The organism is Rhizobium sp. PP-F2F-G48, assembly GCF_004342335.1.
Classification (GTDB): domain Bacteria; phylum Pseudomonadota; class Alphaproteobacteria; order Rhizobiales; family Rhizobiaceae; genus Ferranicluibacter.
In genome coordinates this window covers 199,502-220,645 of the sequence record NZ_SLVH01000009.1, presented here as the reverse complement: position 1 = coordinate 220,645, position 21,144 = coordinate 199,502, and the positions used below count along the sequence as shown (strand labels likewise).

Sequence of the window (21,144 nt, the reverse complement as noted above, 5' to 3'; positions counted from 1 at the left end):
GGGAAACGACCGTCACGATCGGACCCGAGGGTGCGGGCAAAGGCGGGCGAAACACCGAACTGCTGCTGGCCGCTGCCATCGACCTCGACGGCACCTCCGGCATCACCGCGCTTGCGGCCGATACCGACGGCATCGACGGCTCGGAGAGCAATGCGGGCGCCTTCTGCGATGGCGAAACCGCCGCACGTATCCGGGCGACAGGCGGCGAGCCGCGCGGCCACCTCGCGCAACACGACGCCTGGTCCGCCTTCTCTGCATCGGGCGACCTGTTCGACACGGGGCCGACCGGCACGAACGTGAACGATTTCAGGGCCTTTCTGCTGTTCTAGGCTCCCAAATACTCTGACATTTCGGTCCGTCGCCCGCTTGTTACTTTCGTGGCTGCCATTGTGACCCAGCCGGATAATAGGACATGCGCCGACCTTCTCGTGTAGGAGCGAGGATGCAACGTCGCCCGCTTCACGGCCGATGATGCCTGGACGCTGGGAACCCGGATGCGGCTATCGGTGGTGGCCGCCCGCCTGCCGGAAGCCACAAGACAGATGCGGCAGATGCTGATCGATCGGGTGACACGATCCATTCCGATTCATCAGAGCTCGAACAGCGCGAAAAGCTCGGACATTGAGCCATCGCCGGTCTGCCTAGTTCAGGACGGGCGCCACCTCGTTCACCGTTCTAAGACCGTTGACGGCTTCCTCGAAAAGCATCTGCGAATAGGCGTGATGCGTGATGCCGCGTTGGAGGTCGTCCTTGGTCAGTTCGTCCACGAAGGTGCCGCGCTGCATGACGAGCACGCGGTCGCACATGTGGGCGATGACGGACAAGTCGTGGCTGACGAGGACGTAGGTGAGATTGCGTTCGTCGCGCAGGTCGCAGAGGAGGTTGAGCACCTCGGCCTGGACGGAGACGTCGAGTGCCGACGTCGGTTCGTCGAGGAGGAGGATCTCCGGCTCGAGCATCAGGGCACGGGCGATGGCGACGCGCTGGCGCTGGCCGCCGGAAAGCTGGTGGGGAAAGCGGTCCGCGAAGGTCTCCGGCAGGCCGACCTGGCGGAGGGCAGGGCCGACACGGTCCCATCCCGGCCCCTTGTCCATGGCGCGGATCGGTTCGGCCAAAACCCGCTGGATGCGATGGCGCGGATGGATCGAGCCGTAGGGATCCTGAAAGACCATCTGGGCGAGCAGCAGTTGCTCGCGCCGGCGATCCGGATCGACGGGTTCACCGCCAAGGCGGATCGATCCTTCCCAATGGCGATCGAGGCCCGCCAACGACCGCAGGACGGTCGATTTTCCGCAGCCGGATTCGCCGACGATCCCGAGCGTTTCGCCCTTGCGCACCGAGAAGGACACGGATTTGACGACCTGCGTGCGGGCGGTGCCCTGCCCGAAGGAGACGGAGAGGTTTTCGACATCGATCATGGCGCTGCTCCGGCTTCGTTGATGGCCCGACGATCGAGAACCGGCAGACGGGAGACGGGATGTTTCGGGTCGGGCATGGCGGCGATCAGGCCGCGCGTGTAGGGATGTTTCGCCTCGTCGAGCCGCGTCAGCGTTTCCACCACGCGCCCCTGATACATGACCAGAACCCGCTCGCAGAACGAGGCGACCATGCGGATGTCGTGGCTGATGAGCAGGAGGGCCGAGGCGTTTTCCCGCACCAGTTCGTCGAGCAACCGCAGCACGTCGCCGCGCACGCTGACGTCGAGGGCCGAGGTCGGCTCGTCCGCGATGACGAGGCGGGGTTTGGAGAGCAGCATCATGGCGATCATCACGCGCTGGCCCATGCCGCCGGAGATCTGGTGCGGGTAGAGCGCCATCGTCCGCTCGACATCGGCGATGCGGACGCGGCCGAGCATGTCGGCGGCCAGCGCAGTGGCCTGCTTGCGGCTGATCTTCTGGTGCAGCGTTGCGGCTTCCGCCACCTGCTTGCCGACGGTCAGGACCGGATTGAGCGAATAGCGCGGGTCCTGCATGATCAGCGCCATGCGGTTGCCGCGCAGGCCGCGCATCGCCTTTTCGCTGCGCGTGAGAAGCGGCGCGCCTTCGAAGTCCATCGCCGCTGCCTCGATCCGGGCGGCCGGCGGCAGGAGGCGCATGACGGCGCGGCCGAGCGTCGATTTGCCCGAGCCGGACTCGCCGACGATGCCGACGCGCTCGGCGCCCACCGTCAGGCTGACGCCGTTCACGGCCGGGATCTTCGCCCGGCCGAAGCGAACCGAGAGGTCCCGGATCTCAAGGATGGGTTGATCAACGGGCATGGCGGGGATCCAATATGTCGCGCAGGGTGTCGCCCACGAGATTGAAGGCAAGGCTGGTGATCAAGATGGCGAGGCCGGGCATGACCGCGACCCACCAGTTGTCCAGCATGAACTTGCGCCCGTTCGAAATCATCGCGCCCCACTCGGGTGCGGGCGGCTGGGCGCCGAGCCCGAGGAAGCCGAGGGCGGCGGCCGTGAGGATGATGCCGGCCATGCTGAGCGTCAGCCGCACGACGACGGAGGGGATGCACATCGGCGCGATGTAGAGCAGCAGAAGCCGTGTGCGCGACGCGCCGTAGAGCCTCGCCGCGGCCACATAGTCCGTGTTGCGCACGATCAGCGTTTCCGCCCGTGCCAGACGCGCGATCGGTGGCCAGCCGGTGAGCGAGATCGCGATGATGGCGGTGTTGAGCCCGGCGCCGAGCGCTGCGGCAAAGGCCAGCGCCAGAATAAGCGAGGGAAAGCTGAGCACGACATCCGTCGCGCGCATCAGGATCGCGTCGGTGCGCCCGCCGGCAAAGCCGGCGACGATGCCGATCAGAAGGCCGATGGGCCCGATGATCAGCGACACGGCGAGCACGGTCTGGATGGTGATCCGCGTGCCGTAGATCAGGCGGGAGAGAATATCCCGGCCGAACTCGTCGGTTCCCGCCCAGTGGGCGAAACTCGGCGGCTGGAGCGCCTGGGTGAGATCCTGCGACGTGGCGCTGTAGGGCGCGATCCACGGCGCCAGAATGGCGACGATGACAAGGACGAGCAGAACCGCGAAGCCGAACATGCCGAGCGGCTCGTCGGCCAGCTTGACGAGGAAGGTGCGCAGGCTGCCGGCAAAGCGGCTCGCCGAACTTTGCGTGATCGCGCCGTCTGCCGTCGGGGGAGGGGAGAGAACGTCGCCGGTGCTCATGCCGTCACCTCGCGCGTGCGGGGATCGAACACCAGATAGGCGAGATCCGACAGGAAATTGAGGAGCATGAAGATCAATCCGATAATGAGAGTACCCGCCAGGATCGCGTTCATGTCGCCGGTCATCAGCGCGTTGGTCATGTACTGGCCGATACCGGGCCAGGAAAACACGATCTCCGTGACAACGGCGCCTTCGAGCAGCCCGCCATAGGAAATCGCAAGGACCGTGATGAGCTGGACCGCGATGTTCGGTAGGAGATGGCCGGTGACGATCCGCATGGTCGATGCACCTTTGGCGCGCGCCGCGGTCACGTAATCCTGGTTCAGCTGTTCCAGCGTGAAGCTGCGGGTCATGCGGGTGATGTAGGCCATGGCCGAATAGGCAAGGATGCAGGCGGGCAGGATGATGTGGTGGACGGCATTCCAGAACACTTCGGTGTCGCCGGCGAGAAGACTGTCGACCAGGAGAAGACCGGTACGCGGTTCGACGAGACCCTCGAGATAGACATCCACACGGCCGGGACTGCCGACCCATTCCAGCCCCGCATAGAAGATCACGAGGCCCACGATGCCGAACCAGAACACCGGGATCGAATGGCCGACGAGCGAGACGACGCGCGTGAACTTGTCGATCCAGGTATCACGGAAGAACGCCGCCGTCATGCCGAGGGGCACGCCCACCAGAGTCGAGAGGATGACGGCGAGCGTCGCCAGCTCCAGCGTCGCGGGAAAGGCCTGCGCCAGATCCTGCAGCACAGGGTTGCCGGTGAGGATCGCCGTTCCGAGATCGCCGTGCAGGAGCGAGGTGAGGTACAGCCAGAACTGCTGGTAGACCGGCAGGTCGAGCCCGAGCCTTGCCCGCATCGCCTCGTAGGCAGCGGGATCGGCCAGCTCGCCTACGATCGCCCCGACGGGATCGGTCGGCAGGATGCGACCGATCACGAAGGTGACGACGAGCAGGACGAAGAGGCTGAGCAAAAGCTGGCCGAGCCGCTTGCCAAGTTCGATGAGGGTGAACTCTTTCATGAAACGATCGCCTTGATCACGGGGCGTCTGTCTTGGAGACGGCCTCGACGCGGGTCAGGGACCACGGGTGGCCGCTATAGCCCTTCACGCGCCCGCTGACGACGATCGGCTCGAAGCGCTCGAACATCGGCAGGACCGCGGGCTTCAGCGCGATGAACTTTTCCTGGATCTGCCGGACGAGGTCCAGACGCTTGGCATCGTCGCGTTCGCGGTTTGCCTGCTCGCGCAGCGCGTTGAGGTCCGGAATGTCCCAGGCCGAGCGCCAGACGAAGTTGCCGGCATTGTTGGCTTCCTTGGCATTGTTTGGATTGGACGCGAAATTGTCGAGCGAGCCCAGTGCCGTCGGCATGAAGGAGCCGGTCTGCGGCAGCAGCAGATCGAAATCGCGTGCCCGGTGCGCGGCGACGATATCCGCGCCATTGCCCTGCTGGATCGTCACCGTGATGCCGATTTCGGCAAGGCTTGCCTGGATGGCGGTCGCCATGTCGACGCGCGGCGTCTGGGAAATCGTCTTCAACGTCAGCGACAGACCGTTGGGATAGCCGGCATCGGCCAAAAGCTTCTTGGCCTTCTCCGGCTGGAACGACCAGTCGGGATTGGGGATCGCACCTGCCCAGTCTTCGGGAACGGGCACGTTTCTCCAGCGGCCGTAGGAGCCGAGGATCGTATCCGCGATGCCCTTGTAGTTGATGCCGTAGGCGATGGCCTCGCGCACCTCGGGCTTGGCGAGAGCCTCCCGGCCGGCATTCATCGCCAGCACGTAGTAACCGCCGGTCTTGACCTGATCGATGACGAAGCCGGCCTTCGTTTCGAAGGTCTTGACGTCGGCGGCCGTCAGCGCATTGGCAATGTCGATATCGCCGCGCTCAAGCATCAGGCGGGCCGCCTGGCTCTCGGGCACGTGCCGCATCACGATGCGGCGGATCGCCGGCGCGCCGCCGCGATAGTCCTTGTTGGCTTCCAGCAGGACGATGTCGTTCGGCGTCCAGCGGCGCAGCGTATAAGGTCCGGAACCGGCGGCCGTCGTTCGCAGCCATTCGTTGCCGTAGTCGCCGTTCTTCACGTGCTTTTCGACTTCGACGCTGTCGACGACGCTCGAAACGCCCATGGCGAGACGATAGAGCAGCGCCTCGGGAATGACCTTGTCCGTCAGTTCGATCCGGAACGTCTTGTCATCCACGGCGGAGACGAGGCTCTCGATATTGTCCGCGGTGTAGCCGGCGGTCTTGTAGTTGGTCGATGCCGACTGATCGAGCTTCATGAGACGCACGATCGAGAACACCACGTCCTTCGCGGTGACGGGATTGCCCGAGGTGAAGGTGGCGTCGCGCAGCTTGAAGGTGATGCCCTTGTCGTCCACGGTCCAGCTCTCGGCCAGCTGCGGCTTGATCTTGTAGCCATCCGTCTGGTCGGAAAAGACGAGGCGATCATAGGTATTCGCCAGAATCTCCTGCGTCTTGACCTCCGTGCCCTGCTGGGGATCGAGGGACAGGACCTGTGCAAGCGAGGTGCCGATGATCAACTGATCGTTCGGGGTCTCCGCCACCACGGCCGTCGCGCTGCCGAGAGACAGGCCAAGCGCCGCCCCCACCAGAAGCGGTGAACAAAAAGGCTTCATCTAAATTCCTCCCGGAGATCATCTAGTAAGTCACGTGGTATGTCGTATGATGAATATGTCGATTTTGAGAAAGCCGCAATAGCAAGTCTTAAAATGTGATAACCGGTTGGGCGAGACACCAGGGCACGAGGGAACGGGGCATTGAAGATGGTAGCGAACCGAAGACCGCGTCTTGCACAGGGTGTGATCGACGAATTGAAGCGCCAGATCGGGACGGGAATCCTGCCGCCCAAATCGCAACTGCCGACAGAGCCGCAACTGGAACGGCAGTTCTCCGTCAGCCGCACCGTGGTGCGCGAAGCGATCGCCGAACTGCGCGCCGCGGGGCTGGTGACGCCGATCCAGGGCAAGGGCATGTTCGTGACCGATGCCATCAGCCGGCCGTCTGTTCTCCTCACCCCGATCGAGCTGGAAAGCGTCCCGCAGACGCTCGAACTGATCGAATTCCGGATGGGTGTCGAGGTGGAAGCTGCTGGAATTGCTGCATATAGGCGCTCTGCCTCGCAAGAGGAGGCTATTCGTGTGGCGCATCACGAGATGGCGCGACGGGTCGAGTTGAGCGAGCCGACCGTTGAGACAGACTTCCTTTTCCATCGGGCCATCGCCACGGCCACCAACAACCGGTACTTCGCCGAAGCGCTCAATCGCTATGGCCAGCGATCCATTCCGCGCGGGCAGTTTCCCACGCTTCCCGATGCCAATAGCAAGACCTATCTCGCCGGTGTCCTGGCCGAGCATGAACGGGTTCTCGACGCCATTTCCGATCAGGATTCTGAGGCGGCCCGGCTTGCGATGCGGGACCATCTCGTGGCAAGCCAGAAGCGATATCGGCGTCTCGCACGCTGAAGGGAGCACGCCCGGCGCCCTCGACAAGAGCGGAAATTCATATTATGTCATACCACATTTAGGAGGCATGACATGTATGTAGGAACGCAACTTGCCGCGCGCGACGACGATGATTATCGCGTCTGGTCGCAACTCGGAGTCAACCACATCTGCGCCGATCCGGATGGTCCGCTCGACCGCTGGTCGCTCGATGACCTGACGCGGCTGCGCGAGAAAGTCGAGAGTTTCGGACTTGTCCTGGACATGATCCAGTTGCCGTTGCCCTCGAGCCCCATCGAAACGGCGACCTATCCCGACATCCTTCTTGCGGGGCCGAATCGCGACCGGCAGATCGATGCGATCTGCGCGCTTATCGAGAACCTGGCCAAGGCCGGCATTCCCGCTGCCAAATACAATCTCAACCTGATCGGCATTCCCCGCACGCCGGACGAGAAGGGCCGGGGCGGCTCTCTCAACGCGTCCTTCCGTTGGGACAAGACCGATCAGAACGCGGCCCCCGGTCTTGCCGGTGTCCTGTCCGAAGAGGAAAACTGGGAGCGGATCGACTACTTTCTGGAACGCGTCGTGCCCGTTGCCGAATCCAATCGCGTGCGTCTCGCCTGCCACCCGCACGATCCCTATACGCCGCCCGGCTACAAGGGCGTGACGCGCGTGCTGGGCACGGTGGACGGGCTGAAGAAATTCGTCACGATGCGGGAGAGCGCCTATCACGGCCTCAATTTCTGCCAGGGCACGGTTGGCGAGATGCTCGACAATCCGCGCGAGGAAATCGAAGACGTCATTCGCTGGTTCGGCAGCCGGAAGAAGATCTTCAACCTCCATTTCCGCAATATTCGCGGTCGCAAGCTCTCCTTCACGGAGACCTTCCCGGACGAGGGCGACATGGACATGGCGCGTTCGCTGAAAGTCTACAAGGAGGTCGGCTATCCCTACATGATCATGCCGGATCATGTGCCGGCGATTGCCGGCCGCGACCCGCAGGGTGTCGCCTTCGCCTATTGCTACGGATACACCGCCGGTCTGCTGCAGGCACTGGATGCCTTCGGCGCTTGATACTGTCTCCGGCCGTCCGTGCGGCGGCCGATCGTGACAAGCCGGTCTGACGGATCGGCTTGGAGAGCCTGTCGTGCCGATGATGCCGACGGCGGTACCAGACTTGGGAGCGGACCATGTTTTCTCACAAACGCGCCGATTTCGGCCCGGATTTCGTCTTCGGCGTTGCCATGGCCGCACATCAGATCGAAGGCGGCCAGAGGGATGGCCGGGGATCGTCGATCTGGGACACCTTTGCCGCGACACCCGGCAACACGAGGAATGCCGATACCGGCGTCATCGCCTGCGACCATTACAATCGCTGGCCTGAAGATCTCGCCCTCATCCGCGATGCCGGCTTCGATGCCTATCGCTTCTCCTTTGCGTGGTCGCGCCTCCTTCCCGAAGGGGTCGGGACGGTCAATCGCGCCGGTCTGGATTTTTACGACAGGCTGATCGACGGCATGCTGGAGCGAGGCATCAAGCCCTTCGCCACGCTTTATCATTGGGATCTACCGAGCGCCCTGCAGGATCGTGGCGGCTGGATGAACCGCGATACCACCAAGGCCTTTGCGGATTATGCGGCCGTGGTCAGCCGGCATTTTGGCGACCGGCTGGAGAGCATCGCGACCTTCAACGAACCGTGGTGCATCACCGTGCTCAGCCATTTCATGGGTGTGCACGCACCCGGCTACAGGGATGTTCGGGCGACGGCACGCGCCATGCATCATGTTCTCCTGGCACATGGTCACGGGATCTCCGCCATGCGCGAGGAAAGTGCGGGCGCCAAGCTCGGCATCGTCGTCAATATGGAGAAAGCCGAGCCCTACAGCCAGACGCCCGAGGATATCGAAGCGGCGGCTCTTGGAGACGATATCTTCAATCGGTTCTTCCTCGATGGCGCCATCAAGGGGCGCTATCCCCAGCGCGTCACGGATATCCTGGAGCCGTATCTGCCGACCAACTGGCAGGATGATCTCCAGGCGATCAGCCCGCCGATCGACTGGATCGGCATCAACTACTACACGCGCTTTCTCTACAGGCACGACGCCAGCGTGCCCGTCTTCCCGTTCGTCCAGGTCCGTGGCGATCTGGAGAAGAGCAATGTCGGCTGGGAGATCTACCCGCAGGCACTCACGGAATTCCTGCTTCGCGCCGCCGGTGATTATCCCGGTCTGCCGATCTACGTCACCGAGAACGGCATTTCCGAAACAGACGAAGCGAAACGCACCGCCTTCTTCGACAAGCATTTCGCTGCAATTCGCGCGGCGCAGCAGCAGGGTGCCGACGTCCGCGGACACATCGCCTGGACCCTCATCGACAATTTCGAATGGGCGGAAGGCTACGAGCCGAAATTCGGCCTTGTCGGCATGGACCCGGTGACGCGCGACCGGCAACCCAAGCAGAGCTATTACGACTTCCAGGCCATGCTGACAGAGGGGCGCCAGCCAACGGCATAGGCCTTGCAGACGACCTCCGTCGGCAGAAGAGACCTGTGGTTCTCTTCTGCGGCGGCGACCGCTCATCCCTTCAAACGTCGAGGAACGCCCATGCCCAAGATCCGCCCAGCCGCATTCCTTTGTTTCACGATCGGCGTCGCTTCGATGGCGCCTGTGACACTCGCACGCGCCGACACCTTCGTTTATGTCTCCGCCGCGACGGAGGGGAAGATCGACGCCTATAAAATGGACGAAGCGAGCGGCACACTCACGGCGATCGGGGATGTCGCGGCCGGCAGCGCGGTCATGCCCATGACCGTCAGCCCGGACCGGACGCATCTCTATGCCGTGGTCAGATCCCAGCCATACCGCGTGTTGACCTATGCGATCGACCCTTCGAGCGGAAGCCTGACGGAAAAGGCATCGGCAGCACTTCCCGACAGCATGCCCTATGTCTCGATCGACCCCGCAGGCAAGCTTCTGTTCTTTGCCTCCTATGGCGGCAACAAGATCGCCACTCTGCCGGTCGGATATGGTGGTCTGGTCAAGGATGGCGCCAAGCAGGTCGTTCTGACGGGGCGGAATGCGCATGCCATTGTCACCGACCGAAGCGGGAAGTACGTGTTCGCCACCAATCTCGGGTCCGATACGGTGCTTCAATACAAGCTGAATGCCGAGACGGGCCTGCTGGAACCGAACGAGCCGGCATCCGTGCAGACCAAGCCGGGGCAGGGGCCGCGCCATATCATCGTCTCGCCCGACAACCGGTCCGTCTATATTCTGACCGAACTCACCGGCGAGATTATCCACTACGCACTGGATGCGTCCATGGGGACGCTGACCGAAAAGGATACCGCAAAGGTCCTCCCGCCCGGTTCGACGCTGGAGCCGGGCGTTGCCCCACCGCCACCGCCGCCGTTCTCTGCGCCCCTGGCGCCACCGTCGGCCCCTGCCAGCGCCGTCGCGCCGCCTCCGCGGATCTGGGCTGCCGATATCGCCATCACCCCGGATGGCCGTTTCGTCTATGCCACCGAGCGTTCGACAAGCATCATTACGGCTTTTGCGGTCACGCCCGAAACCGGCGCGTTAAAGCGGCTGGACAGCGTCAGCACTGAGAAGCAACCGCGTGGCATTCGGATCGACCCTGCGGGTCGATTCCTGATCGCGTCGGGCGAGAAATCCGACAAGCTTTCGGTCTATGCCATCGACCGGAAGACCGGTGCGCTGACGGAACATGGCCGCTATCCCGTTGGCAAGGGCGCGAGCTGGATCGAAATCGTCGATCTGCCATGACCGCGCGCCTTGAATGCAAGCGGGCTGCATGAGGGAGCAGCAGAAGCGCTTGCGATAATCTCGTGTCAGCCGGACGGGCCGGCCGTGTCGGAATGTCGGCGTGAGCCGAACATCCCTTCATGTCCGAACGGTCCGATGCCGTTCGAAAGCTGTCCGCCCCGCGGATGCGGTCGCGCGGATGGCCTGTATCAACAGCGTGAGCGGCAGGGTGGGCAAGGTGTCCGCCCGCATGGTCAGGCCCACGGGTCCTTGCGTATCGACCGTGTCGAGCGGCAGGGCGGCGAGGACGCCATCGGCGATATCACCGGCGACGACGCCCTCGGAAATGATCCAGACGGCATCGCTGATGCGCAGGAAGGCGCGACCGAAAGCGTCGGACACCGTCTCGATCTGTGTGGGCAGCGTCGGCACGCCATTGGCGATCAGATACTGATCGACGATCGGCCGGATCACGGATTGGCGCGTCGGCATCAGCACGGGGCAGGTGCGCAATCCGGCAAAGATATCGGCGCCATCCGCAAGGAGCGGATGACCTGCGCGCACCGCAAAGACGACGTGTTCCGAATAAAGGTGCTCGAAGACCAGGCCCGTCATCTTGTCGGGGGCCGCCAGACGACCGACGACGAGGTCGAGATCGCCGACGCGCAACTGTTCGAGCAGGACGGCGTTCTCGCCGGTCACCACCTTGGTGGGGCTGCCGGTCTTTTCGGCGAGAAAGAGCGCCATTGCCTGTGGCATGATCTGCACGGACACGGTGGGAAGCGCGCCGATGCGCACCGGCGGTCCGTGGTGCATCGTCTCCTGCGAGACCGAGGTGATCGCCTGGCGAAGGGCCGTCAGGGTCGCCCCGGCATGGCGGAGAAAAACGTCGCCATGGCTCGACGTGCGAACACCCCGTCCATCCCGCTCAAGAAGCGCGACGCCCAGAATGTCCTCCAGTTCGCGGATCGTCTTGGTAACGGCCGGCTGGCTGACATGCAGGATGGCGGCGGCCTTGCTGACGCTCTTCTGCCGCGCCACTTCGACGAAACTTTGCAGATGGCGGAACTTGATCCGGGGATCGACGCTATCAAGCATAACTGTATGGTTATCCTTTGAGGACAAAAACTCATTTTACTGAACCGGATCGTCGTTGCAATATCGCGTTTGGGAGGGTGAGGCGATGGATTTCCTGCAGGTCGGCGATGCCGCACTTCATTATCGGACGGTCGGCCTCGATCCGGCTGACCTCACCGATGACAGGCCGGTGATTGCCTTCGCCAATTCGCTCGGCACCGATTACCGCATCTGGGATGCCGTAATGGCGACGCTCGGCTCGGCTTTTTCCTATGTCCTCCACGACAAGCGCGGCCACGGCCTGTCCGGTATCGGCACGCCGCCTTACACGATCGAAACGCATGCGGACGACCTTGCCGCCTTGCTCGACCATCTCAAGGTCGGGAAAGCCATCGTCTGGGGCCTGTCCGTGGGCGGGCTGATCGCGCAGTCGCTCTCTGTCCGGCGTCCCGATCTCGTCCAAGCGCTCGTGCTCTCCAACACCGCCCACAAGATCGGCTCGCCGGAGATGTGGGACGCCCGCATTTCCGCGATCATGTCAGAAGGATTGGACGGGATGGTCGATCCCGTGATGGAGCGCTGGTTCACGGCCCCCTTCCGGACCGCGGACAACGCGCTGTATGCCGGTTGCCGGGCAATGCTCGCGCGTCAGCCGGTCGATGGCTATTGCGGAACCTGCGCTGCCATCCGCGACGCGGATTTCACCGAGGACGCCCCGCGGATTGCGGTGCCGACGCTCTGCATTGCCGGCGACCAGGACGGCTCGACGCCGCCCGATCTCGTCCGTTCCCTCGCAGCTCTAATATCGGGCAGCGTGTTCGCGCAGGTGTCCGACTGCGGCCACATTCCCTGCATCGAGCAGCCGGACGCCTATGCGGCGACCGTCGCTGCTTTTTTGAAGACCTTGCCGGAGACGAAACGATGAACGACGCGCCGTCCGAACGCTATCTCAAAGGCATGGAGACACGACGTGCGGTCTTGGGTGACGCCCATGTGGACCGCGCGAGCGGTCTGGCCACACCCTTCGACCAGCCGTTCCAGACGCTGATCACCGAAGCAGCCTGGGGAACGGTCTGGTCGAACACGCACTGGACGAAGCGCGAGCGCTCGATGGTGACGATCGCGCTTCTGGCCGCATTGGGGCATGACGAGGAAGTGGCCATGCATGTGCGTGCCACGGCTCAGACCGGTGCGAGTGAAGACGATATTCGCGAAGCGCTGATGCATGTGGCGATCTATGCCGGCGTTCCCGCCGCCAACCACGCTTTCAAGATTGCGCGCGCTGCGCTGGCGGAACGTTCGGCCGGTGCAGCGAAACCAGAGACCCCGGAGGAGAGGACATGACCAACCGTCCGCCCGAAACCACGCCGTTCTTCGCCCGCGACCGCGCCATCCATCCGCCCGCCTATACGCCGTCCTACAAGACCTCGATCCTGCGTTCGCCGCAGCGCGCGCTGATTTCGCTGGAAGGCACGAAGAGCGAGATCACCGGGCCGGTCTTCGGTCACGGCATGCTGAACCCGCTCGATAACGACCTGATCCTCAACTATGCCACGCCCGGCGAAATGCCGATCGGTCCGCGCATTCTGGTCCACGGTCGCGTGCTGGACGAGCGCGGCCGAGGTGTCGCCGGCGCCCTGCTGGAGTTCTGGCAGGCCAATGCCGGCGGTCGCTATCGCCACAAGAAGGAAAGCTATCTCGCCGCCATCGATCCGAATTTCGGCGGCGTCGGACGGACCATCACCGACGAGGACGGCACCTACTGGTTCAAGACGATCCAGCCCGGCGCCTATCCCTGGCCGAACGGAGTCAATGACTGGCGTCCGGCCCATATCCATTTTTCCGTGTTCGGCCACGGTTTCCAGCAGCGTCTGATCACGCAGATGTATTTCGAGGGCGATCCGCTCATCTGGACGTGTCCGATCGTTAAGACGATTCCGGACGAGGATGCCGTCCGCCGGCTGATCGCGCCGCTCGACCTGAATGCGACGATCCCCATGGACATGCGGGCCTATCGCTTCGACATCGTGCTGCGCGGCCGTCGCTCCACCCTGTTCGAGAACCGCCCGGAGGGCAATTGAGATGGTCCAACCGCTCTATTATCTCAAGGAAACCGCCTCGCAGACCGCCGGTCCCTATGTTCATATCGGCTGCACGCCGAATTTCGCCGGCATCACCGGCGTCTTCGACAAGGATCTTGGTTCGGGCGCCCTCTACAACGAGCAGACGCGCGGCACCCGCATCACCGTGCGTGGTACGGTCTTTGACGGCGGCGGATATCCGCTGAAGGATGCGCTGGTGGAAATCTGGCAGGCGGACGATGCCGGCTTCTACAACAGTCCGAGCGAAACCCGCGGTGCGGCCGATCCGCATTTTCTCGGCTGGGGCCGCTCGCCGGGCGATATGGATACCGGCGAATTCGTCTTCGAAACCATCAAGCCAGGCCGGGTGCCATTCAAGGACGGGCGCTGGATGGCGCCGCATATCACGGTCTGGATCGTGGCTCGCGGCATCAACTTAGGCCTGCAGACCCGCCTGTATTTTCCGGAAGAGGAGACGGCCAATAGCGAGGATCCAGTCCTTGCCCGGATCGACCACAAGGATCGCATACCGACGCTGATCGCCAAGCGGGAAGGGGAGAACACCTATCGTTTCGACATCCGGCTGCAGGGCGAAGGCGAAACCGTGTTTTTCGATATCTGAACCATGAGCCTTTCTCCTTTCGAACATCCGTTCCTGTCCGGCCTTCTCGGCGATCCCGAGATTATCAGCCTTTTTTCTGCCGAGGCCGATATCGAGGCCATGCTGAGGTTCGAGGTCGCGCTGGCGCAGGCGCAAGCCGATTGTCGCGTCCTTGCGGACGAGGATGCGGCCTTCATCGCATCACGGCTTGCCGGTTTCGCGCCGGACATGGCGCTCCTCGCGCAGGGCGTCGCCCGGGATGGCGTCGTCATCCCCGAATTCGTCACGCAGTTGCGCATGGCTGTGGGCGGCCCGGCGGCGGGCAAGGTTCATTTCGGCGCCACCAGCCAGGATGTCATCGATACCAGCCTGATGCTGCGGTTGAAGACGGCGACAGATATTCTGGCATCGCGCCTGGCAGACTGCATCGCTGCGCTTGAGGCACTGGACCGGCGCGATGGCAAGCGGAGCATGATGGGCTACACCCGGATGCAGGCGGCCATTCCGATTGCCGTCGCCGATCGCATCGGTTCATGGGTGGCCCCGCTTCGGCGATCGAAGACGCGGCTTGCGACGTTTGCAGCACAGGGTTTCGCGTTGCAGTTCGGCGGCGCCGCGGGCACGCTGGAGAAACTCGACGGCAAGGGCGAGGCGGTTCGCGCCGCGCTTGCCGCGCACCTCGGCCTGCCCGATCGCGCGCAGTGGCAAAGCCAGCGCGATGACATCGCGGAATTCGCCGGTCTTCTGTCGCTTCTGACCGGAAGTCTCGGCAAGTTGGGGCAGGATGTGGCTCTGATGGCGGAAGCGGGTGGCGAAATCCGTTTGACCGGCGGTGGCGGCTCCTCCGCCATGCCGCACAAGCAGAACCCGGTAACGGCAGAGCTTCTGGTCACGCTCGCCCGTTTCAATGCCACGCAGGTGTCGGCCATGCATCAGGCGCTTGTGCACGAGCAGGAACGATCCGGCGCGGCGTGGATGCTGGAATGGTTGAGCCTGCCCCACATGGTGGCCGCGACCGGTGTCGCCTTATCGACGACCATCCGCCTGACCGCCTCGATCGCTTCCCTGGGCAGCGACACCAAAGGCTGAGGGCGGGTCCACGTCAAATTTCAAGGGGCGAGGACAGCCTGCAAAGCGTCGATGGCGCCGAAATTTCGCCATGCCCGAGAGGTGCGGGCGCGCCCCGCTCAAGGCTTGCAACAAACATCTCGGATGAAGAATGTGTACAGGAATGCAATCAATCTGATAATTTTCGCCGATTATATCGATAATTGACATTCTCTGTATACAGGTGGTATGCTTTAGCGAACGCTTGGAGGAGTGAAGCGATGAAACCTCAGACATTTCCTGTGAACGCATGGTACGCTGCCGCCTATGACGTCGAAGTCAAGCGGGCGCTGTTGTCTCGAACCATCTGCGGCACGCCCGTCGTCATGTTTCGCAAGCAGAACGGGAAGGCCGCAGCACTCGCCGACACCTGTTGGCACAGGCTGCTGCCGCTCTCCAAGGGAGAGCTGCACGGCGATAATGTTATCTGCGGCTATCACGGGCTGGAATTCGACGAGACGGGCCGCTGCGTCTACATGCCGTCCCAGGAAACCATCAATCCTTCGGCCTGCGTCAAGAGCTACCCGTTGGAGGAGCGTCATCGCTTCCTGTGGATCTGGATGGGCGATCCGGCTCTTGCCGATCCGGCCAAAATCCCCGACCTGCACTGGAACGACGATCCGGAATGGGCCGGCGACGGCAAGGTCATCCATGTGAAATGCGACTACCGGCTCGTCGTCGACAATCTCATGGACCTCACCCACGAGACCTTCGTGCACGGCTCATCGATCGGCAACCGTGCCGTCGCGGAAGCGCCCTTTACGGTCACGCATTCGGATACGACCGCGACGGTGACGCGCTGGATGGAGGGGATCGACGCGCCACCCTTCTGGTCGGATCAGTTGCGCCGGCCCGGCAAAGTCGATCGGTGGCAGATCATCCACTTCCAGGCGCCGTCGACCGTTGCCATCGACGTCGGTGTCGCGGTTGCCGGCACGGGCGCGCCGCAGGGCGACAGGAGCCAGGGCGTCAATGGTTTCGTGCTCAACACCATGACCCCGGAGACCGACTCCACCTGTCACTATTTCTGGGCCTTCGCGCGCAACTGGGACATCGGCAACCAGGCCTGGACGCACAAGCTGCGCGAGGCGGTCGCGGGCGTCTTCCGCGAGGACGAAGACATTCTCGAAGCCCAGCAGAAGGCCATCGAGGCAAACCCCGACCATGTCTTCTACAATCTCAACATCGATGCCGGATCGATGTGGGCGCGTAAGTTGATCGACCGGATGATCGATGGCGAACAGGCCGTCCGGCTGGCCGCGGAGTAGGACATGGAGCCGAAGCGGGACACACAGACGCTGAAAGCCCTGCTCGGTGTGCGCGACATCGTGCTCGGCGGAAGCATGGCTGCCGGCGAGCGCCTTTCCGAAGTCGCCCTCTCCGAAATGCTCGGCGTATCCCGCACGCCGCTCCGGGCCGCGCTGTCGCGGCTGGAGCAGGAAGGGTTGCTGGAGCTGATCCCGTCGGGCGGCTATGCCATCCGCAGCTTCACCACGGCCGACGTCTTCGATGCGATCGAACTGCGCGGGCTGATGGAGGGAACGGCGCTCCGGCTGGCGGCCGAACGCGGCGTGCCGGCGGCGCGGCTCGGGCATCTCCGGTCGCTGGTCCGCGCGCTCGACGAGGCCTTTACCGACCGTCTGGAGAACATGCATTTCGAGCGGTATGTCGAGCGGAATGCGGAGTTTCACGCGGCACTGGCCCTGCTGCCGGGCAGCGAGACCATGCGGCGCGAGCTGGAGCGTATCGTGCAGCTGCCCTTCGCCTCGCCCAGCGCCTTTCTGGAGAAGCAGGAGGACGTTCCGGCCTTTCGCCAGTCGCTGGTTTTCGCGCAGCGGCAGCATCGGGACATGGTGAGCGCGCTGGAAGGCCGCGAAGGCGCGCGCGCCGAATTTCTGGGTCGCGAACATGCGCGGCTGGCGCGCAAAAATCTCGAATTCATCATGAGCGAGGATCGCAGTCTGATCCTGAAAGTGCCGGGCCTCGCACTGGTTGTCGCGTAAAAACTCTGGGAGGAGACACGATGCGCATGAACATGGAGTGGCGGCAGGCAAGCGTCCGCTCGACCGCGGAAATCGCCGAAGGGGTCCATCGGGTCGAGTTCGACGTGCAGGGCACGCTCCCGCCCTTCGATCCCGGCTCGCACACCAATATCGCCGTTCTCATCAACGGCGCCCGCGCCATCCGCACCTATACCTGTCTGCCGGCGCCGGCAGGCTGTCTGGCGATTGCGGCCAAGCGGCATCCCAACAGCCGCGGGGGATCGCGTTTCATCGCATCGCTCAGACCGGGCGATGCGGTCGAGGTGACGGCGCCGGAAAACCGCTTCGAGCTGTCCTGGCGTGCCAGCCGCTATCTGCTGATCGCCGGCGGCATCGGCGTCACCCCCATTTACGGAATGGCGCGCACGCTGGCGGCAGCCGGTCAGGATCTGCGCATGATCTATGGCGGTGCCTCGCGCAGCGTCATGCCGTTCATCGATGAACTCTCCGACCTTCTGGCCGACAGGATCGAGATCTTTCCGGCGGACGAGGGCCGCAATCTGGACCTCGCCCGGGAGATCGCTGCTCTGCCGGAAAATGGAGAAGCCTATGTCTGCGGACCGCTCGGACTGCTGCAGGCCGTCAAGCGCGTCTGGCTCGAAAGCGGTCGTCCGGTCAGCCGTCTGCGCTACGAAGTGTTCGGCGACAACGGGACATTCACCGAGACCGCCTTCGAGGTCTCCGTGCTCAATCGTGGCATCCAGACGACGGTCAGGCCCGACCAGTCGCTGCTGGATGCGCTGATCGGCGCGGGGGTCGATATGATCTACGATTGCCAGAGAGGCGAATGCGGGCTCTGCGCGGTGCGCATCGTCGAAGCGGACGGTGACGTCGATCACCGCGACGTCTTCTTCAACGAGGCGGAAAAGGCCAGCAACGAGCATATGTGCGCCTGCGTCTCGCGGTTCACCGGGGGTCGCGCCGTGATCGATATCGGCTATCGAACCTAGAAACGGATGCAGCCCGGCGATGCGGACGGCATCGCCGCCTGTGAGGTCGGGACTGCGCGCACTATGCGGCGTGCATCTGCGCCATGAGCCGCCGCCTGCTCGACCCTGTCCGAAAATATCGCACCGAAACCCGCCTACTCATCGACGGAGAAGATACCCATGACGACGACCATTCCTCTGCTGATCAACGGCTCCGAGCGTGACGCCGAAGGCGGGCATACCTTCGACCGCATCAATCCCTATACCGGCGGTGTCGCGACGACGGCCGCCGCGGCCAGCCTCCGCGATGCTCAGGATGCGATCGATGCGGCCGCGGCGGCATTCCCTGCCTGGTCGAAGACAGGGCCCGGCGAACGGCGCAAGATCCTTCTGAAAGCCGCAGATGTCATGGCGTCCCGCGTCGCGGAATTTTCCGAACTGGTGACCGTGGAAACCGGCGCGACCGGTCCTTGGGGTGCCTTCAACGTGATGTTTGCCGCAAGCATCCTGCGCGAAGCCGCGGCCATGACGACGCAGATCTCCGGCGAGATCATTCCCTCCGACAAGCCCGGTTCCCTGTCCATGGGCATGCGGCAGGCGGCCGGGGTGTGTCTCGGGATCGCGCCCTGGAACGCGCCGGTCATCCTCGGCACGCGCGCCGTCGCCATGCCGCTGGCTTGCGGCAACACCGTCATCCTCAAAGCCTCCGAGCAGTGCCCGGGAACGCATCGTCTGATCGCGCAATGCCTGGTCGATGCCGGACTGCCGGCCGGCGTCATCAACGTGATCACCAACGCCCCGGAAGACGCGGCCGGGATCGTCGAGCATCTGATTTCCGACGACAGGGTCCGTCGGGTGAATTTCACGGGCTCGACCAAGGTCGGCAGGATCATCGCCGAACTGTGCGGCCGGCACCTGAAACCGGCTCTCCTGGAGCTCGGCGGCAAGGCACCGCTGATCGTGCTCGACGACGCCGATATCGACGGCGCCGTCAATGCGGCAGCCTTTGGCGCCTTCGCCAATATGGGGCAGATCTGCATGTCGACCGAACGCCTCATCGTGCACGAGGCGGTGGCGGACGAGTTCGTCGCAAAGCTGGCAGCCAAGGCGAAAAGCCTTCCGGCTGGCGATCCGCGCGGCCATGTCGTGCTGGGGTCGATGATCAGCGCGGCAGCCGCCGCCAAGATGGACGATCTGACCGCCGACGCCATATCGAAGGGCGCGAGACTGGTGGCCGGCGGCAAGCGCGATGGAAGCGTCGTGGAGGCGACGCTGCTCGACGGCGTCACGCCCGACATGCGCCTGTACTCCGAGGAAAGCTTTGGTCCCGTGAAGCCTGTCATCCGCGTATCGAGCGAGGAGGATGCCATCCGCATCGCCAACGATACCGAATACGGATTGTCGAGCGCCGTGTTCAGCCGCAATATCCAGCGCGCCCTCTCGGTTGCCGGACGCATCGAATCCGGCATCTGCCACATCAACGGCCCGACCGTGTTCGACGAAGCCCAGATGCCGTTCGGCGGCGTGAAAGGCAGCGGCTACGGCCGCTTCGGCGGCAAGGCCGCGATCGCCGAATTCACCGAGCTACGCTGGGTCACGATCGAGGACCCGAACCAGCATTATCCTTTCTAGGATTTTGCCGGCATCGACATTGAAAGGGTGGCGTTTCCGAAACGAGTCGGACCTCTCGGGGGACGATTTCTGAGGCGACCTTTTCAGGCAGCCATCGACCGGGCGTTGTCAGGCCCGGTCGATTTGTCCCGTGACCCCGTGTTTCGTCATTGGTCGCCTTTTCGGCTATGGCATCCTTACGATCGCCTTGATGGTACGTCCGCTCTCGGAATCGTGGATCGCCTGGTTGATGTCGGCGAAGTCGTAAAACGTCACCAGTCTGTCGAAGGGGAAGCGTCCCTGAGCATGGAGTTCGGTGAGCACGGGAATGAAGGTATCCGGATTGGATTCACCCTCGACGATGCCCATGAGCCGGCGGCCGCCGCTCATGAAATGGACCTCGTCGAGATGGATTTCGCTTCCCATGGCCGACGCACCGAGAATGCCGCAGGTACCCATGGGCGCCAGCGCCATCACCGCGCCGCGAATAACGCTGGAAATTCCCGTCGTATCGAGCGCGAAATTCAGGCCGTAGCCCGTGATCGCCAGGATCTCCGCCGTCGCATCGACTTTGCCGGGATTGATCACATGTGTGGCGCCGAGGTCCCGCGCGACGGCCAGCCGCTCATCGTTCATGTCGATCGCGATGATCGTCGTCGCGCCGACGACATTGGCGGCCATGATGGCCGAGAGCCCGACCGAACCCGAGCCGAACACGGCGACTGATTTTCCGGCCGAGACCTTGAGCGCGTTCATCACGGCACCGGCCCCTGTCTGGATACCGCAGGCCAGCGGCCCGAGCAGTTCGAGCGGCGCTGTCTCCGGCACCTTCACGACGTTCACCTCATGGCAGATGGCATAAGTGGCAAAGGAGGATTGCCCGAAGAAATTGCCGTTGATGCGCTCGTCGCCGACAGACAGCGCGCTCGAACCATCCGTCCGCGCGGCGAAGAAATTGCGCGGAAAGAACTCGTGGCAATAACTGGCATGCTGGTCCTGGCAGGTCGGGCAGTGGCCACAGGAATTGAACGTCATCACCACCCGGTCGCCGGGCTTGACCTTCGAGACGGCACGGCCGACCTTTTCGACCACGCCGGCGCCTTCATGACCGAGCACGACGGGCAGCGGTGTCGGCAACATGCCGTCGCGCACGACGATATCGGTATGGCAAACGCCGGTCGCGACGACCTTGACGAGGATTTCATTGTCTCTCGGCTCTTCGATATCGATGATTTCCAAGCTGAGGTCTGCGCCCTGAGTGCGGGCGATGGCGGCTGTGATCTGCATGGCAGGTCTCCGAGAT

At 63.5% G+C, this 21,144-nt stretch carries 21 protein-coding genes; 14 read left to right on the top strand and 7 right to left on the bottom strand.

Going from position 1 to position 21,144, the window contains the following annotated elements:
* Window positions 1-329: MOFRL family protein (locus tag C8J36_RS19655; protein ID WP_281029254.1), on the top strand; the 329-nt coding region annotated here is incomplete at its 5' end.
* A gap of 312 nt (window positions 330-641) precedes the next feature.
* Here the strand turns inward: C8J36_RS19655 and C8J36_RS19650 are convergent.
* From C8J36_RS19650 to C8J36_RS19630, 5 genes are read right to left on the bottom strand one after another with little or no spacing between them, the layout of a single operon-like run.
* Complete coding sequence (locus tag C8J36_RS19650) at window positions 642-1,418, bottom strand: ABC transporter ATP-binding protein (protein WP_062596855.1); 777 nt, start codon at window positions 1,416-1,418, stop codon at window positions 642-644.
* On the bottom strand, window positions 1,415-2,257 hold the full coding sequence (locus C8J36_RS19645; RefSeq protein ID WP_132537047.1) for an ABC transporter ATP-binding protein: 843 nt from the start codon (window positions 2,255-2,257) through the stop codon (window positions 1,415-1,417). The genes C8J36_RS19650 and C8J36_RS19645 overlap by 4 nt, the downstream gene beginning before the upstream one ends.
* The gene (locus C8J36_RS19640) at window positions 2,247-3,161 is read right to left on the bottom strand and encodes an ABC transporter permease (protein WP_132537046.1); all 915 of its coding nucleotides are present in this window, start codon (window positions 3,159-3,161) and stop codon (window positions 2,247-2,249) included. Before C8J36_RS19640 ends, C8J36_RS19645 begins: the two co-directional genes overlap by 11 nt.
* On the bottom strand, window positions 3,158-4,186 hold the full coding sequence (locus C8J36_RS19635) for an ABC transporter permease (RefSeq protein WP_132537045.1): 1,029 nt from the start codon (window positions 4,184-4,186) through the stop codon (window positions 3,158-3,160). The genes C8J36_RS19640 and C8J36_RS19635 overlap by 4 nt, the downstream gene beginning before the upstream one ends.
* Before the next feature lie 16 nt (window positions 4,187-4,202).
* Complete coding sequence (locus C8J36_RS19630) at window positions 4,203-5,804, bottom strand: ABC transporter substrate-binding protein (protein ID WP_062596858.1); 1,602 nt, start codon at window positions 5,802-5,804, stop codon at window positions 4,203-4,205.
* A gap of 141 nt (window positions 5,805-5,945) precedes the next feature.
* Here C8J36_RS19630 and C8J36_RS19625 point away from each other — a divergent pair, with 141 nt between their 5' ends.
* The 4 genes from C8J36_RS19625 (at window position 5,946) to C8J36_RS19610 (ending at window position 10,414) form a co-directional block, all read left to right on the top strand.
* Window positions 5,946-6,650: a FadR/GntR family transcriptional regulator gene (locus C8J36_RS19625; RefSeq protein ID WP_132537044.1), complete on the top strand. Its 705-nt coding sequence runs from the start codon at window positions 5,946-5,948 to the stop codon at window positions 6,648-6,650.
* 72 nt (window positions 6,651-6,722) lie between these two features.
* On the top strand, window positions 6,723-7,703 hold the full coding sequence (locus tag C8J36_RS19620; protein WP_062596859.1) for a mannonate dehydratase: 981 nt from the start codon (window positions 6,723-6,725) through the stop codon (window positions 7,701-7,703).
* 116 nt (window positions 7,704-7,819) lie between these two features.
* The gene (locus C8J36_RS19615; RefSeq protein ID WP_132537043.1) at window positions 7,820-9,142 is read left to right on the top strand and encodes a GH1 family beta-glucosidase; all 1,323 of its coding nucleotides are present in this window, start codon (window positions 7,820-7,822) and stop codon (window positions 9,140-9,142) included.
* 90 nt (window positions 9,143-9,232) lie between these two features.
* Window positions 9,233-10,414: a lactonase family protein gene (locus C8J36_RS19610; RefSeq protein ID WP_132537042.1), complete on the top strand. Its 1,182-nt coding sequence runs from the start codon at window positions 9,233-9,235 to the stop codon at window positions 10,412-10,414.
* A gap of 117 nt (window positions 10,415-10,531) precedes the next feature.
* On the opposite strand, the gene pcaQ is transcribed toward C8J36_RS19610, so the two are convergent.
* Window positions 10,532-11,491 carry a pca operon transcription factor PcaQ gene (gene pcaQ, locus C8J36_RS19605; RefSeq protein WP_132537041.1) on the bottom strand — a complete coding sequence of 320 codons (960 nt, stop codon included), beginning with the start codon at window positions 11,489-11,491 and terminating at the stop codon, window positions 10,532-10,534.
* An 85-nt stretch (window positions 11,492-11,576) separates the two neighbouring features.
* Between pcaQ and pcaD the strand changes: the two genes are divergently transcribed.
* From pcaD to C8J36_RS19565, 9 genes are all read left to right on the top strand, one after another.
* Window positions 11,577-12,395 carry a 3-oxoadipate enol-lactonase gene (pcaD, locus tag C8J36_RS19600; RefSeq protein ID WP_132537040.1) on the top strand — a complete coding sequence of 273 codons (819 nt, stop codon included), beginning with the start codon at window positions 11,577-11,579 and terminating at the stop codon, window positions 12,393-12,395.
* Window positions 12,392-12,814, top strand: a complete 423-nt coding sequence (gene pcaC, locus C8J36_RS19595; RefSeq protein WP_132537039.1) for a 4-carboxymuconolactone decarboxylase — start codon at window positions 12,392-12,394, stop codon at window positions 12,812-12,814. The genes pcaD and pcaC overlap by 4 nt, the downstream gene beginning before the upstream one ends.
* Window positions 12,811-13,551 carry a protocatechuate 3,4-dioxygenase subunit beta gene (gene pcaH, locus C8J36_RS19590; RefSeq protein ID WP_132537038.1) on the top strand — a complete coding sequence of 247 codons (741 nt, stop codon included), beginning with the start codon at window positions 12,811-12,813 and terminating at the stop codon, window positions 13,549-13,551. The genes pcaC and pcaH overlap by 4 nt, the downstream gene beginning before the upstream one ends.
* A 1-nt stretch (window position 13,552) precedes the next feature.
* Window positions 13,553-14,173, top strand: coding sequence for a protocatechuate 3,4-dioxygenase subunit alpha (gene pcaG / locus C8J36_RS19585; RefSeq protein ID WP_132537037.1), 621 nt, complete (start codon window positions 13,553-13,555; stop codon window positions 14,171-14,173).
* A 3-nt stretch (window positions 14,174-14,176) separates the two neighbouring features.
* Entirely contained in the window at window positions 14,177-15,241 is a 1,065-nt protein-coding gene (locus tag C8J36_RS19580; RefSeq protein ID WP_132537036.1) for a 3-carboxy-cis,cis-muconate cycloisomerase, read from the top strand.
* 239 nt (window positions 15,242-15,480) lie between these two features.
* Window positions 15,481-16,527, top strand: a complete 1,047-nt coding sequence (locus C8J36_RS25030; protein ID WP_062596867.1) for an aromatic ring-hydroxylating dioxygenase subunit alpha — start codon at window positions 15,481-15,483, stop codon at window positions 16,525-16,527.
* Window positions 16,528-16,530: 3 nt separating this feature from the next.
* On the top strand, window positions 16,531-17,262 hold the full coding sequence (locus tag C8J36_RS25025) for a GntR family transcriptional regulator (RefSeq protein WP_062596868.1): 732 nt from the start codon (window positions 16,531-16,533) through the stop codon (window positions 17,260-17,262).
* Window positions 17,263-17,282: 20 nt separating this feature from the next.
* On the top strand, window positions 17,283-18,251 hold the full coding sequence (locus tag C8J36_RS19570; RefSeq protein ID WP_132537035.1) for a PDR/VanB family oxidoreductase: 969 nt from the start codon (window positions 17,283-17,285) through the stop codon (window positions 18,249-18,251).
* A 159-nt stretch (window positions 18,252-18,410) separates the two neighbouring features.
* Entirely contained in the window at window positions 18,411-19,862 is a 1,452-nt protein-coding gene (locus tag C8J36_RS19565; protein ID WP_132537034.1) for an aldehyde dehydrogenase, read from the top strand.
* 165 nt (window positions 19,863-20,027) lie between these two features.
* Here C8J36_RS19565 and C8J36_RS19560 read toward each other — a convergent pair whose 3' ends face one another.
* Entirely contained in the window at window positions 20,028-21,128 is a 1,101-nt protein-coding gene (locus tag C8J36_RS19560) for an NAD(P)-dependent alcohol dehydrogenase (RefSeq protein WP_132537033.1), read from the bottom strand.
* Between the last annotated feature and the right edge of the window lie 16 nt (window positions 21,129-21,144).